11 protein-coding genes and 2 riboswitches are annotated in these 15,749 nt (G+C 39.0%); of the genes, 6 read left to right on the forward strand and 5 right to left on the reverse strand.

The genetic code is table 11. The features are described from left to right. Position 1: 1 nt before the first annotated feature. The 5 genes from J5G60_RS00095 to proC form a co-directional block, all read right to left on the reverse strand. Positions 2–1,321: a SpoVR family protein gene (locus tag J5G60_RS00095; RefSeq protein WP_150355559.1), complete on the reverse strand. Its 1,320-nt coding sequence runs from the start codon at positions 1,319–1,321 to the stop codon at positions 2–4. Further along, complete coding sequence (yhbH, locus tag J5G60_RS00100; protein ID WP_150355558.1) at positions 1,273–2,481, reverse strand: sporulation protein YhbH; 1,209 nt, start codon at positions 2,479–2,481, stop codon at positions 1,273–1,275. Before yhbH ends, J5G60_RS00095 begins: the two co-directional genes overlap by 49 nt. A gap of 4 nt (positions 2,482–2,485) precedes the next feature. Further along, positions 2,486–4,408 carry a PrkA family serine protein kinase gene (locus J5G60_RS00105; RefSeq protein WP_150355557.1) on the reverse strand — a complete coding sequence of 641 codons (1,923 nt, stop codon included), beginning with the start codon at positions 4,406–4,408 and terminating at the stop codon, positions 2,486–2,488. A 411-nt stretch (positions 4,409–4,819) separates the two neighbouring features. Beyond that, a complete protein-coding gene (locus J5G60_RS00110) occupies positions 4,820–5,278 on the reverse strand; it encodes an L-2-amino-thiazoline-4-carboxylic acid hydrolase (protein ID WP_150355556.1) in 459 nt (152 codons plus the stop codon). 70 nt (positions 5,279–5,348) lie between these two features. Further along, positions 5,349–6,191: a pyrroline-5-carboxylate reductase gene (gene proC / locus J5G60_RS00115; protein WP_150355555.1), complete on the reverse strand. Its 843-nt coding sequence runs from the start codon at positions 6,189–6,191 to the stop codon at positions 5,349–5,351. Positions 6,192–6,301: 110 nt separating this feature from the next. Continuing rightward, positions 6,302–6,408: riboswitch (SAM riboswitch) on the reverse strand. Between the two features lie 350 nt (positions 6,409–6,758). Here proC and J5G60_RS00120 point away from each other — a divergent pair. The 6 genes from J5G60_RS00120 to J5G60_RS00145 all read left to right on the forward strand — a co-directional run bounded on the left by J5G60_RS00120 (position 6,759) and on the right by J5G60_RS00145 (position 15,553). Continuing rightward, the gene (locus J5G60_RS00120; protein WP_150355554.1) at positions 6,759–7,808 is read left to right on the forward strand and encodes a carbamoyl phosphate synthase small subunit; all 1,050 of its coding nucleotides are present in this window, start codon (positions 6,759–6,761) and stop codon (positions 7,806–7,808) included. Between the two features lie 114 nt (positions 7,809–7,922). Continuing rightward, positions 7,923–11,135: a carbamoyl-phosphate synthase large subunit gene (gene carB, locus J5G60_RS00125; protein WP_150355553.1), complete on the forward strand. Its 3,213-nt coding sequence runs from the start codon at positions 7,923–7,925 to the stop codon at positions 11,133–11,135. 29 nt (positions 11,136–11,164) lie between these two features. After that, positions 11,165–12,361: a M20 metallopeptidase family protein gene (locus J5G60_RS00130; protein WP_150355552.1), complete on the forward strand. Its 1,197-nt coding sequence runs from the start codon at positions 11,165–11,167 to the stop codon at positions 12,359–12,361. 88 nt (positions 12,362–12,449) lie between these two features. Next, positions 12,450–12,556, forward strand: a riboswitch (SAM riboswitch). Between the two features lie 229 nt (positions 12,557–12,785). Continuing rightward, entirely contained in the window at positions 12,786–14,144 is a 1,359-nt protein-coding gene (purB, locus tag J5G60_RS00135) for an adenylosuccinate lyase (RefSeq protein WP_150355551.1), read from the forward strand. 32 nt (positions 14,145–14,176) lie between these two features. Next, the gene (locus J5G60_RS00140; RefSeq protein WP_150355550.1) at positions 14,177–14,695 is read left to right on the forward strand and encodes a GNAT family N-acetyltransferase; all 519 of its coding nucleotides are present in this window, start codon (positions 14,177–14,179) and stop codon (positions 14,693–14,695) included. 57 nt (positions 14,696–14,752) lie between these two features. Then, complete coding sequence (locus J5G60_RS00145; protein WP_150355549.1) at positions 14,753–15,553, forward strand: transporter substrate-binding domain-containing protein; 801 nt, start codon at positions 14,753–14,755, stop codon at positions 15,551–15,553. Positions 15,554–15,749: the final 196 nt, after the last annotated feature.

Raw genomic sequence — 15,749 nt, forward strand, 5'->3', positions numbered from 1 at the left:
ATCACTTTACATTGGTGTAGGAAATTTTTTTATCCTCTTCACAGCAGACCTTTGTTTTATTTTCATATATGACAGTATTTAATTCTACAGGATGTTTCCAAAGATCATAGATGTGTTTCAAAGTTGCCTCCATGTAAGTTGAATTTAATTCTCTTCCTTCATAAATATGCTTTAATACAAGAGCACCGTCTTTTTTTGATATATCATCTACCACAATGCTGGGAATCATGTTGACACCGCAGTTGCTGCACAGGGTGCTTCTGATCTGAGTCCAACCGCTTTCATCAGAAATTTCCTTTACAACATAGTCGTCACCTTTCTTTATATATTCAAATAAATTCATCTCACTGCATAATTCCTCCGTTAAATATCTCCTGATAAAGGATTCATCTCGTTCAAGAGCTCTTACTTCAAATATTTTATCCTTTCCGTACCTTTTTTCCAGATCCTCAAACATCTTGAAACCAAGGTAATATGGGTTTATTGTTCCCATAAGGGGCGAAATCACGTCATTGTGTCTTTTAATGAATTCAAGATGAAGGGAAGGCGGAAGTTTAAGATAATTTAAAATTTTATAGTGCCAGTAACTTGCCCACCCCTCGTTCATGATTTTCGTTTCAATCTGTGGTATGAAATAGGCAGTCTCTCTTCTAACTATATTTAGAATATTTTTTTGCCATTCTTCCAGCTTGCCCTTCTCTATGATAAAAGCTATGAGATCCTCTTTGGATTCTTCATCTGATTTTCCCATGCCGATGGTTCTGTTTATCTGGAATCTTATGGAATGAGCTGCATTTAAAACTTTTTCCACTTCTTCATACCCTATACTTGGATCATTTACATACTCCCTTATTATATCTGCATTGTTTTTAAAAAATTCAATAGTGTAAGATGCCCTGGTTCCTTCTTTAAACAATCTGTTATTCTTAAAAAAATCATTGTGCCCGTATACGTGGGCCATGGTCAGAATCTGCAGCAGCAGGGTGTTGTCCTTCATCAAGTAGGCGAGGCAGGGATCTGAATTTATCACCATTTCATAGGGAAGACCCGAGATGTTGTACTTGTAAAGTGAATCCGCCTTGTCATAGGATTTTCCAAAACTCCAGTGAGGATATCGGGAAGGCATACCTGAATATGCCTCATACCCTATCATATCCTTGTAATCCACAATTTCAAATTCCTGGGGATAAAAATCAAGCCCTAGCTTTTTGGCAGCATTTTCTATAATATCGCACCAATTTTTTAAATCCATATTTGTATATTCCAGGGAAATCACCTTCTTTCCAGATCTTTTTGTAGAATTTCTTTTAGGGATTTCCATAAATCCTGTTTTTTGTTGATGGTGACAACAGTAAAATTACTGTTGTTGATTCCATTTTTAAAAATTTCTTTTATATTGCCGCCGTAAGAACTGGGCATGATTTCAGCATAGCTGAAAAGATTACATATTTTACACAGCTCCTCACCGCATTTTAATGCTCTCGCATTGTCCTCACTCCAATTGTCACCGTCACTTACATAGAATGTATAGACATTCCAGTAGGCAGGATTGTAGTTTTCCTCGATTGTCTCCAGGGCTTTCTGCAGTCCGCTCGATATATAAGTCCCTCCAGATTCCACCTTGTGGAAAAATTCACTTTCCGTAACTACTTTAGCTGTAGTGGAATGAGCAATGAACTTTACTTCCACGTTGTTGTATTTCATCTTTATGAACTGATATAAAATGAAGAAAAAAGATCTTGCCAGAAATTTTCTCGTACTGTCCATGGAACCCGAGGTATCCATCACACAGATGACGGCGGCGTTTAATTCGCGTTTTGGTTTTTCCTTCACCCTGAAATATCTTAGATCGTCCTGTCTGAAGTGAAATTTTGACTTCCTCTCTTTATATTCCTGTATTTTGGTATCCGGAAGTTGTTCCTCCGCTTCTTTGAGGTCCCTTTTTATATTCTGCTGTCTTTTAAGCTTTTCGATGACGGTTCTTTTCTTAGCAAGCCTTGGATTTATACCATTTTTCTGGTAGCCAGTCTTTTTAAGCGAATGTTTTGACAGCAGATCCGAGTATTTTTTCTTGTCCATTAAAGGAAGCTCCAGATCTTCCAGAAGGTAATTTATGAGATCCTCTATGGTTATTTCTGTCTCGTAGATATCTTCCCCTTCTTCATTTCCGGCTCCTGTGTTTCCGGCACCGGAGCCTTTTTTACCGGAAGCTTTTCCAACTTTGTCTCCTCTTTTCTGGGAGCCGTTGCCGCTTCCAACACCCTGCTGGCTGTTGTCTCCATATATAAATTGGTATTCTTTAATGCCCTTTATGGGGATTTTCACTTTTTTGTTTCCGCTCTGACCTATAATACTTTCTTCCGATATTATATCCGCCAGGTTGTCTTTAATTGATTTCTCTACAAGCTGTCTGTGACGTCTTCTATCTTCTAAGGATCTATCATGATGTCCGCCGGTATCGAATTCTCTGAAAATAGCCATAATATCAATCCTTCCACAAATTGTTTGCAGCATATTTCAAAATTACGTCGCAGCAGTGATCGCAGTATCCGTTTGCTTTCATTTCCTCCACCATTGAGTTGTATTTTTCATCCTGATCCTTGTCCCTTACTTTGGATTTGGTTATAATTCTTGACAGTTCTTTTACAGATACAGTGAGCTTTTTCTCAATAGCTTCTTTAAGGGGCTCATAGGAGGTGTAGTCGATTTTGCCGCCGTTTCTTATAACGTAGAACATATATGAGGTAACATCTGTTCTAAACCCCTTTGCAGAACTTTCAGGAATGCCTATGTGTTCCTCTATGGATCTCATAAACACCTCGTCTGGTTCAAGCTCTTCACCTGTAGAGCGATCCTTGATTTTGTTCCTGTTTACATAGGCTTCAGCATGATCCAGGTAATTGTCGAAAAGACTTTCTGCCTGTTCTTTGAAGCTGTGTATAAATGCCTTGGTCACTTCCTTTTCAAGTATCTTGTTGTATTCTTTTCTGATAGAATCCTTTAAAAATGTCAAATATCTTTTTTTATCGTCCTCGGCTATATCCAGCTCCTTTACCGATTTTATCAGGCTCTCCATTACGCTCAGCGGGTTTATGCAGTTGTATTCGGAATTGGAAAGTGCATCATCCAGAGCCTTGATGATAAATCTTGTGGAAATTCCAGTCATGCCCTCTCTCATGCCTGCTTCTTCCTTTAATTCCGCAAAGTCGATTTTTTTAGTGCTTCCCTTTTCAACTATATCCTCCCCATTGTAGATCTTTAATTTTGTCACAGGATCCACCTTGTTGGAAGGAGAAAGCCTTGAGAGAATTGCGAACATAGCTGCAGTTTCAATAGTATGGGGAGCTATATGGGCGTTGAACTGGCTCTTGCCGAGTATTTTCTTATATATCTTGACTTCTTCATTTAATTCCATACAATAGGGTACTTCAATTTTTACTATTCTATCGAGTATTGCTTCGTTGGTATGGTCGGACTTAAACTTGTTCCACTCCGATTCATTTGAATGAGCTAGAATAATTCCATCGAAATAAATCATTGATCCTTTTCCCGGAGATGGAACAGATTTTTCCTGAGTGGCCGTAATAATTGTGTGGAGGTATTCCACATCATTTTTAAAAACTTCTATAAATTCTACAAGCCCCCTGTTTCCCACATTAAATGCACCGTTTAATGAAAATATTCTTGGATCATCTTCAGGGTACATATCCATCTTTGATATATCGATAGAACCCGTGAGGACTGACGTATCCTGGTTATTTGGATCAACTGGAGGTACTACTCCAATGCCCTTTCTCGACCGAATGGAAAAATCACTGGTTACCACGGGAAATCTCTCATATTCTCCCTTGTATTCGTGTTTTAGCCTGTATTTGCATACGGGGCACAGGTCCCCCTCAATTTCCACACCCAGCATTTTTTCAAAATCAGGTTTTAGATGGTTTGGTATCAGGTGAAGCGGTTCCTCCCTCATAGGGCAGCCCTTTAGAGAATAAATAGGTTCTGAAGTTTCCAGTGCCTTTTTAATTGATTCCACCAGAGAGGATTTGCCTGCTCCCACGGGACCTACCAGATAAAGCACCTGTCTTGATTCTTCACCTTTCATTGCTGCAGAGTGGAAGTAATTTACAAGTTTCATTATTACCTTGTCAATTCCAAAAAAATCATCTTTGAAAAAATTGTATTTTCTGATTGGTTCATTGCCATATAGTTTTTTGATTCTTGGATTTTTCTCAGGTTTCAATACCTCATAGCCTTTGCTTATTATTATGTCGTACATTCTCCTGTGTGCCAATTTTACTATATGGGGATTGTCTTTTACGATTTGCAGATATTCGAGAAAAGTACCTTCAAACTCATGCTTTTGTCGAACTTCTCTATCTCTTTCAATTATTTCCTTAAAATTCATAGTTATCTCTCCTTTAACTTATATTTAAATACTTACGCAGGATGAATTATTATTATGTATAATAGTTGAAAATGCTGCGACTTAGAGGGATAAATTAATATGTACTAAATTTTAAGTAATACTCAGAAAAATATATCCGAAATTTTAAGAAGATATTTTGAAGAGCAGTTGAGGTTTCAGCATTAGTAGAGGGTATCAGTATATGATAAGACTGTTTTGATTTTGGTTATTGAAATTTATTATATTGTCTTAATTCAATTTTGTCAATACACAGTATATTGTGAATTCAGGTTAAAGATGTAAAATATGGTTTGAAAACTCGGCTGTCAAAATATGGGCCAGGTTTCCAAACTATAATGTTGCTGCCTTTATGAGATCTTATGATAAAGTGTTTTCAAATGTTCAAAAATTTTAATGTTTTTTGTCCCTGACTAAAAATCTACAGCAATTATCTCCTTTGGTTTTGCACAGGGGTCTTTCAAAGCCTATTCCGAATTTATCGTACATTATACTGTCTATTTCACAATACAGTGCTCCTATGTCTTCTGCGCCCAGCTGATGCCACATGTCATACATGGGGCAGTAGGTTATATCACAGGGATTGTCAGGATCACTTTCCCAGGAAATAGAAGGCATATCCTTTACCCTGGCATAAGTTTCCGGACTTATTTCAAGACCCTTTTCATGGACTTCTTCCAGCATGCTCTCTATTCTTGCTTCACCAAATTTTCTTATGGCGGATCTGACAGCTTCTTTTCCCTTCTCCTCGCCTAATCTGTCTATCATTTCCTTAGCCATGAAATAATGGAGCTCAGCCATAAGTTTTGCCATTCTACCAACTGGTTCATCAGTACTTTTTATTTTACCCATGTTTTTACCTTCCTCTCTCCAGTTATATTGATAAAGTAAAATTTATCCGAATCTGAATCCGAGAACCGCTTTATTCAGATTTCTTAGCTACCTTTTCCATACTGGTTTTGCCGATTTCTACAGCATTGATCACAGTTCCCCTGAAACCTCCCTGTTCTAGAGTTCTGACACCTGCTATAGTGGATCCGCCCGGAGAACAGACTCTGTCTTTCAGTGCACCAGGATGTTCGTGGGTTTCAAGGACCATTTTAGCTGCTCCTAAAGCTGTCTGTGCCGCAAGTGTCTGGGCTATATCTCTTGGAAGTCCCAGCTCAACTCCTCCGTCGGCCATGGCTTCAATCAGCATGTAAATATATGCAGGGCCGCACCCGCTTATAGCCATTACGGAATCTATTAGATTTTCCTGTACCAGGAAAGTTATACCCAGTTCCTTAAAAATTTTAATTACCAGTTCGGTATGCCTTTGTTCAGCATTTTTCCCCGGTGCAATTCCTGCTGCTCCGGCATTGACTAACATTGGAGTATTTGGTATTATCCTAACCAGGGGAACCTCAGTTAGATATTTTTCAATAACGGAGGTATTCATACCCCCCACAATTGATATAACCAATTGTTTTTCTCCATTCCACCTGGATTTTTGAATATATCCTAAAACTTCTTTTAGTACCTGGGGTTTTATACTCAATATTACAATGTCACAATTGTCAACCAGGTAATCATAACCGGTACTTTTGTCACTGCTGGAATTGGTCACGCCAAAATTTTCTTTGAGATATTCCAGTCTGCTGTCCAAAATGTCCATAGCATAGATATCCTCAGGAGAAAAAAGTTTGGATTTAAGCAGTCCTCTAATTATGGCTTCTCCCATCTGTCCAGCTCCGATAAAACCGATTTTTTTATTCAATGTTCCCATATCTGTCCTCCTAAAATTTTATTATTTAATATTAATATTTGCACCTTAAATTTGATAATCTTCAGATAAAACAAAAACTCAAGGAAATCTTGAGCTAATCAAACAAAATATCCTCATCTTTCAGTTCTATACTGCAGGATTTAGCACCAATGTATTATTCACAAATACTGGTTGCCGGGCTTCAAAGGGCCAGTCCCTCCACCTCTCTTGATAAAGCAAGTATTTAATTGTAGTTATATTATTTTAAATTATACCGGCAAATAAATTTTTTGTCAACTTTCCAAAGTTGTATGCAAAATACATTTTTTGATACTTGACATAAGCTGATATTTTAATTAAAATTAATTAAAATAGAATTTTAAGTAAAAAATGCACTTTAAATTGGTCCTGTGAGGCCAGAAAGGAATGTATTATTTTGGATAGCTTTTTTTATGTGTTTAAAAAAGTGAACATTTTTAGAAATTCTGGCAATAGAAAAATTATTTTATAGATAATTTTTTCATTGCCTTTTTATTTTTTAAAGTTGGTTGAGTGTATTTTTGCTTGTAAAAATACAGGAGGTAATTTATGAAAGCAAAACTTATACTGGAAAATGGAAGTGTCTTTCAGGGTGAAGCCTTTGGATATCTCAAGGACAGCATAGGCGAGGTGGTATTTAATACTGGAATGACAGGATATGGAGAGATATTGACGGATCCTTCTTATTATGGACAGATAGTGACGATGACCTACCCTCTTATAGGAAATTATGGAGTTGATTTGAGTGATCTGGAATCAACTTCGCCAAAAGTAAAGGGACTTATTGTAAGGGAGATATGTCATTACTCCAGTAATTTTAAATCGGAAATGGAACTTGACGACTATCTTAAGATAAATAAAGTGACAGGTCTTTCAGGAATTGACACCAGGGCACTTACAAAATCACTTAGGACAAAGGGCACTATGAAGGGAATCATAACCGTGGAGAACCTGGATTTTTCCACTGTAAAAAGTACGATTGAATCCTTTTCCAATAAAAATGCGGTATCTCAAGTGACTGCAGAAAATGAATACACGGTGGGAAATGGTGCAAAGAATATAGCGGTTTTGGATTTTGGCATCAAAAAAAGCATGATAAAGGCATTTTTGGATCGGAAGTGTACTGTTACGGTATTTCCGGCAGCTGCCAGGGCGGAAGATGTTCTTGAAATTGATCCGGATTTGATATTTCTATCGAATGGACCTGGAGATCCTGCAGATTTGAATTTTGAAATAGAGAATATAAAAAAGCTCATAGGTAAGAAGCCAATTGTAGGCATATGCCTTGGACATCAGCTTTTGGCACTGGCTCTTGGAGGAACTACGGCAAAACTTAAATTCGGCCACAGGGGGTGCAATCACCCTGTAAAAGATCTTGCAGAGGGCAGAGTCAGAATAACCTCCCAGAACCATGGATATTATGTAAATGAACTGCCTGAGAACATGGAGGTAACCCATATAAGTTTAAATGACGGAACTATAGAGGGAATGAGACATAAGTCACTGCCGATATTTTCAATACAGTTCCATCCAGAAGCATGTCCCGGGCCGGAAGACAACAGCTGTATATTTGATGAGTTTATGAAATATGCACTTTAATCAATTGGCAGTTAGAAGTGAAAGATGAATAGTTGATGAAGATTTTCGCCGCCGGCCGAAAATCCATCAATAATTGTGAACTGTGCATTGTGAATTGTAGAAAGGAGCGGCATTATGCCTTTAAATAAAGATATTAAAAAAGTACTTGTAATAGGATCCGGTCCCATAATCATAGGGCAGGCGGCTGAATTTGACTATTCAGGAACCCAGGCCTGCGAATCCCTGAGAGAAGAGGGGGTTGAGGTGATACTTGTAAACAGCAATCCTGCCACTATAATGACTGATCGGGAAGTGGCGGACAAGGTTTATATAGAACCTCTCACGGTGGAATTTGTGGAAAAAATCATGTACAGAGAAAGACCTGACAGCCTTTTGGCCAGTATGGGAGGCCAGACAGCTCTGAACCTTGCATTGAAATTGCATGAGAGTGGAATACTTGAAAAATACAGTGTAAATATAATAGGGACTTCCATAGAATCCATAAAAAAAGGTGAGGACAGGGAATTATTTAAAGAGACAATGAACAGGATAGGTCAGCCTGTAGTTGAAAGTGAGATCATAAGGGATGTGAAAAGTGGAAAAGAATTTGCAGCTAAAATAGGATATCCCGTAATAGTCAGACCTGCCTATACCCTTGGCGGAACCGGCGGCGGAATAGCTTATACCGAAGAGGAACTTGAAACCGTACTCGAGTCGGGACTTGAGCTCAGTTCCATAGGTCAGGTACTCCTGGAGAAGAGCATAAAGGGATGGAAGGAAATAGAATATGAAGTAATGAGGGACAGTGCCGGCAATTGTATAACTGTGTGCAATATGGAAAACGTGGACCCTGTTGGAATTCACACAGGAGACAGCATAGTTGTAGCTCCGAGCCAGACGTTATCGGACAAGGAATACCAGATGCTGAGAACTGCCTCCATTGACATAATAAATGAAGTCAAGATAGAGGGCGGCTGTAATGTGCAGCTGGCCTTGAATCCGGACTCTCTCCAGTATGCAGTTATAGAAATAAACCCAAGGGTAAGTCGTTCCTCGGCTCTTGCCTCCAAAGCAACAGGTTATCCAATTGCAAAGGTGGCGGCTAAGATAGCTCTTGGCTACAACTTGGATGAGATAGAAAATGCTGTTACTAAAAAGACCTATGCCTGCTTTGAGCCTTCCCTGGACTATGTGGTGATAAAAATCCCCAAATGGCCCTTTGACAAATTTGAGAATGCTAAGAGAGAGCTCGGTACAAAAATGATGGCTACAGGCGAGGTAATGGCCATAGGAAGCAATTTTGAGGCTGCTTTTTTAAAGGGAATAAGATCCCTTGAAATTGGTGCTTATTCACTGGATTATAAAAAGTTTAGGGGTTTCACCATAGAGGAACTTAAAGATAGAATAAAGCGTCCTGATGATGAGAGAATATTTGCACTGGCGGAGCTCCTGAGGAGAAAATACAAAATAGAAAAACTGTCGGAGATCACCGGTATGGATAAATTTTTCATATACAAATTCAAATGGATAATAGACGAAGAGGAAAAATTAAAATCCAGCAGTATAGGTGAGCTGAACAAAGACTGGCTTAAAATGCTTAAAAGAAAGGGGTTTTCAGATAAGGGAATAGCAGACATGATGGGGATTTCTCCCGATGAAATATACAGGCTCAGGAGGATATGGAATATAACACCTTCCTATAAGATGGTGGATACTTGTGCAGGGGAGTTTGAAGCTCTTTCACCCTATTATTATTCCACTTACGAGGAATATGACGAGGTTCAGGTTTCATCCAATAAGAAAGTTGTGGTAATAGGTTCAGGACCTATAAGAATAGGTCAGGGCATAGAATTTGATTATGCCTCCGTGCACTGTATAAAGACACTCAAGAAACTTCACATAGAGACTATAATAATAAACAACAACCCTGAAACTGTAAGCACTGATTTTGACATTTCAGATAAACTTTATTTCGAACCTATAACCGAAGAGGATGTATTGAATATACTGGACAAAGAGAAACCCTACGGAGTGATACTTCAATTTGGCGGGGAAACTGCCATAAAACTGGCGGAATTTTTAAAGGAAAAGGAAATAGTTACTTTGGGCACGACTGCTGATCAGATAGACACGGCGGAAGACAGGGAGAAATTTGATGCACTTCTTCAAAAATTAAATATTAAAAGGCCCCGTGGAAAAGGTGTATGGTCTGTTGAAGAGGGAATTGAGGAGGCGAAGAGAGTTGAATTTCCTGTTCTGGTAAGACCTTCTTATGTACTTGGAGGACAGGGAATGGAGATAACTTATGATGAAAGCGAACTTGAGTTTTACCTTTCCATGGCTTTTAGAAAGGACAGGAAGAATCCCATATTGATAGACAAATATCTCATGGGCAGGGAGATAGAAGTAGATGCCATATGTGACGGCAGCGAGGTACTCCTGCCGGGAATCATGGAGCACCTGGAAAGAGCCGGAGTTCACTCTGGAGACAGCATAACCATGTATCCGAGCCAGAATATAAGTGATGAAATGAAGAAAAAGATACTGGACTGTACTGTGAAGCTGGCACTTGGCATAGGCATAAGGGGCATGATAAATATACAGTTTATAGAATACAATGGTGAGCTCTATGTGATAGAAGTAAATCCGAGGGCTTCAAGAACAGTTCCATATATAAGCAAGGTCAGCGGGATTCCCATAGTTGATATTGCCACCAGGGTGATGCTTGGTGAAAAGCTTCGGGATATGGAATATGGAGTGGGGATTTCAAAAGAGCCGCCTATAGTAGCTGTGAAAGTTCCTGTATTTTCCACACAGAAACTCCCCAATGTAGAAGTTTCCCTGGGACCTGAGATGAGATCCACCGGTGAGGTACTTGGAATTTCCAGCACTTTGTCTGGAGCGCTTTATAAGGGATTTGTAGCTGCAGGGATGTTTGCGTCCATGAAAAAAGGCGTCATACTTGCCACTATAGGTGATCACGATAAGAATGAATTTCTGCCTATAGCAGGGGAAATTGATAAAATGGGCATAAAATTCATGGCTACCAAAAACACGGCAAGATTGTTGAGAGATAATGGCATTGAAGTGGAAGAAGTCAGGAAGATGAAAGAAGAACATCCAAATATAATAGACGTCATAAAAAATGAACAGGTTGATATGGTAATAAATACGCCCACTAAGGGAAATGATTCCACAAGAGACGGATTTCATATAAGAAGGGCAGCAGTGGAAAGAAATATAGAGGTTATAACATCTATTGACACATTTAGAATTTTGGTTCAGATAAAAGGGGAAAAAGTGAATGAAAATGAACTCAAGGTATTTTGTAATTGCGGTATCAATTGAATTTTAAAATAAGTAGGAGGAGTCATATTATGAAGTCGGTAGAATTAAATAGGATAGAGAATATAAAAGAACTGGCAAAACAGAATTATCACGGTGTAGTGGAGTTGAGAAGGTATTTTCACATTCATCCTGAACTGAGCAAAAAAGAATTTAGTACCCAGAAAAAAATCATTCAGATACTGGAAAATCTGGAGGAGCTTGAAATCAGAAAAGCAGGGGGAACCGGTGTTATTGCAGATTTAAAGGGCAAAAATCCTGGCAGAACTATAGCAATTCGTGCAGACATGGATGCACTGGCTATAAATGATGAATGCGGCAGACCATATCAATCTCAAAATAAAGGTGCATGTCATGCCTGCGGTCACGATGGTCACATAGCCATGCTGCTGGGAGTGATAAAAATTTTATATGATACCCGTGACAGTATCAGTGGAAATATAAGATTCATATTTCAGCCCAGTGAGGAAGAAGTTGCGGATGGTTCAGGGGCGGCAGCCATTATAAAAGATGGTGGTCTGGAAGGCGTAGATGCCATTATAGGAGCCCACCTGTGGCAGCCTGTCAGAAGTGGAATTGTGGGAATTTCTGCCGGACCTATGATGGCAGCCAGTGATGAATTTGAAATAACAATCGAGGGAAAAGCAGGCCATGCTTCCATGCCCCAGCAGACAGTGGATTCCATATTGACTGCATCTGAAGTGGTAGTCGCCCTGAACACGATTGTGGGAAGAGATGTGGATCCAATGAAGCAGGCGGTTGTATCTGTAGGTGTCTTCAATTCAGGAAGTGTATACAATGCCATAGCAGGAAAGGCTATATTGAAGGGAACTATCAGGACTCTGGATGAAGAGGTGCGCAGACAGGTATTTATTCACATTAAAAAAATTGTGGAGCATATAAGTGAAATGACAGGAGCTCACTGCAATATCAAAAAGAATACCTGTACTTATGTAGTGGACAATGATCCCGAAGTTACAGCCATTGTTTTGAAAGCGGGAAAAGAAATGATAGATGGCAAAGCTCATCCCATAAATCCCTTTATGAGCAGTGAAGATTTTTCATATTATCTGCAGAAAATACCCGGCTGTTTCATCTTTGTGGGTGTGGGCAACCGTGAAAAGGGAATCATCTATCCACAGCATCATCCCAAGTATGATATAGATGAAAATGCCATGCTCTATGGTATGGAAGTTATAAGTAATGCAGTTTTGAAATTGCTGGAATAGGGTCTGACCCCCTGACAAAAAATGTCAGGGGGTCAGACCCCGTTCTTCGTTCTTGACATCAGAGATTAAAATGGTATAATAAATTTATATCTTATCAAGAGAGGTGGAGGGACTGGCCCTGCGAAGCCCAACAACCAGCATTACTATTTTATGTATGGTGTTAATTCCTGCAAGTTGATTTTTGGGAGATAAGAAAATGGTAATGAATTCAACAGCTATTTTTTTTATTTGAGAAATGGCTGTTTGTTTTTATATTCCAAATTAAAATTGAACAACAAAAAAGCAATTAACTGACTAGACAAACTAGAGGTTAAGTTTTATTTATGCGTAAATTTCTGTGTTTACATATTAAATTTACGTTAGGGGAACTTTGACTCTAGTTTTTTTGTTGCCTTTAATACTAACTAAATAGGAGGAATGACAAATGGCATCACATGTAATTGACATGATTATGCTGAAAAATAATTTTGGTACTTCAGAGATGAGGAAGATATGGTCTGATGAAAATCGACTTCAAAAACATTTAGATGTAGAAGCTGCCCTTGCGCAGGCAGAAGGTGAGCTTGGAATTATTCCCCGGGAAGCTGCGGATACAATTGCCGGGCATGCTGATGTTGGTATGTTTGATATTGAAGAGATAGCACTGGAGATGCAAAGGGTCAAGCATTCATTGACACCTACCATTGGAGCCCTTCAGAAGCTGTGCGGGAAGAATGGTGAGTATGTCCATTATGGTGTGACTACTCAGGATGTCGTAGATACTGGAGCAATTTTGCAACTAAAGGAGGCAAATAAAATTATTGTCAGAGAATTAAAAGATATATGCAGAGAATTGATATCTCTGGCAAAAAAGTACAGGGACACACCCATGGTGGGAAGGACTCATGGAATGCAGGCACTGCCCACAACATTTGGATTTAAGCTGACTGTCGTGCTCAGTGAAATTGTTCGCCATCTTGAGAGATTAAAGCAGGCAGAGCCAAGGGTTTTTGTCGGGGTTATAGCTGGAGCAGTAGGTACTTATGCTTCTTTTGGAGATAAAGGTACAGAGGTGGAAAAGTTGACACTTGAAAAATTAGGACTTAATGTACCGGAAATCTGCTGGCATTCGTCCCGTGACAGAATTTCGGAATATGCAGATATTATAGAATTGATAAGCGGGACCCTTGGCAAAGTTGGAAATGAATTTTATAATCTGATGCGTACAGAGATAAATGAAATTGAAGAACCTTTTTCTAAGGGGAAAATAGGATCTTCGACAATGCCCCAAAAGCGTAATCCAGCTGCCTTTGAAGGCCTTGCTAGTTTGACAAGACCTATATTTCACAGCGTTTCGCTGATTCATGAATCTTTGATTGTGGAACATGAGAGAGATGCCGTATCCTGGCGTGCCGAGTGGATTGCCCTGCCGGAAATCTGCATTTATATTTCTTCCCAATTGGCTGTTATGAAATCAGTTCTGAAAGGCCTGGTGGTAAAGCCCGAAAATATGCTGAAGAATTTAAACATCCAGGGAGGGTTGATATTATCCGAGAGAATATTGTTTGCCTTAGGGAAAAAACTTGGGAAACAGACAGCCCATCATCTTGTATACCGATTGGCCATGGATGCATTTGAAAACAAAAAACAATTTAGAGATGTGCTTATTGGCGATGAAAAAGTTATGTCCATACTTTCAGAACATGAAATTGACAAACTGCTCAACCCAAAAACCTATTTGGGATTGGCGCCGCAGAAGGTGGACCAGGTATTGTCCAATATTGAAAAATCCGGAATATTGTGATGTTCCTATAAATTGTGAAGGAAGGTAAAATGATGGAAAGTAAGATTCGTTTAGCAGTGCTGGAGGATGCGCCTGAACTCTTGACTTTAGTTTTAAAGGCATATGAACCAATACGGAAACTTGGAATTAATTTTGCCGCTGCTACAGCAGATATTGAGTTGGTTAGGCAACACATAATAAACAACATGTGTTATGTAATGGAACAAAACGGTAAATTAAAAGCTACCATAGCACTTCGCATGCCCTGGGGAATAAACCCCGGCCCCTGCGGCTTCCCTCATATAGGATGGTTTGCAGTAAATCCAGATATAACCAGGAAAAATGTCGGATCATCTTTATTAAAATGGGTTGAGGAAAGTGTAGTGAGGGATACATTGAAGTCACCTGCTGTTACGCTGGGAACTGCAGAAAACCATCCATGGCTTGTTGACATGTATGAGAGAAGGGGCTACAGGAAGATTGGAACTGCGGATCTTGGGAGGGGGCATATTACTGTATACTTGAGAAAAATTTTGATACCAGAGTTATTTGAGAAGTTGAAAAATAAATAGTCAATTTTTATATCCAATATTTTATAGATTTAGTCTAAAGTTTAGGAGGAAATTATCATGAAAAAATTGTCAATATTTATCGTCACTGCAATTCTATTGCTTGGATTGGTTGGATGCGGTAGTAAAACTGCAGGTAATTCATCTGAATCCGGGTCGAAAGTAATCAAAATAGGTACGACAGGTCAGAGCTATCCTAATTCCTATAAGGAAGGGGACAAACTGAAGGGTTTTGATGTGGAAGTTACGGAGGAAGTTGCCAAAAGGCTGGGTTATAAAGTTCAGTGGTCATTGTCTGATTTTACAGGAATAATGGGACAGCTTGAATCCGGTAAGATAGATTCAGTTGCCAATGCAGTAGCTGTTACAGATCAACGTAAGCAGAAATATTATTTTACAGATGCCTATTCTTATGCTGGAGCACAGATTGTCACAAATAAAAACAGCAGCATAAACAGTTTGGCAGATCTTAGAGGAAAATCCGTAGGAGGGGTGCTTGGGTCGAATAATACTAAGGATCTTGAAGAATATAACAATCAGAAAAAAGCTGGAATTATAGTTAAAACCTATGAGACTCGAGAGGGAGCAGAAAATGATGTATCCCAGAACCGTATACAGGGCTATATAAATTCAAAGCCTTTCTTGATAGCAGCAATAAAAAAGAAAAATCTGCCTTTAAAATTTGTAGGAGATCCAATAAAGTATGAGACCATAGCATATCCATTTGCCAAAACTCAAAAGGGCAAGGAATTTGTCCAGAAATTTAATACGGAAATAAAGAAAATGCATCAAGATGGAACCTTGAAAAAAATTTCTCAAAAGTATTTTAATAATGAGGATATTTCCGTTGAGATCAAGTGATTCTTAGGTTCAGATGGAGTTTGCTTATAAGGAATACTTTTCTCCATCTGAACCTTATTAACAGTATTCTTAGTGTCTTCAGGACTTAGAATACGTTATCCTTTAGGGGCAGAACTTATCCAGGCGCGTAGCAGTGCTTATCTCCCACTTTGAAAAGCTGGGAGTATTAGCCAATGGTAGCGGTCGGATAAAATAA

The sequence above is a fragment of the Clostridium sp. HV4-5-A1G genome (genome assembly GCF_900184915.1).
Lineage (GTDB): Bacteria > Bacillota > Clostridia > Clostridiales > Clostridiaceae > Clostridium_B > Clostridium_B aromativorans.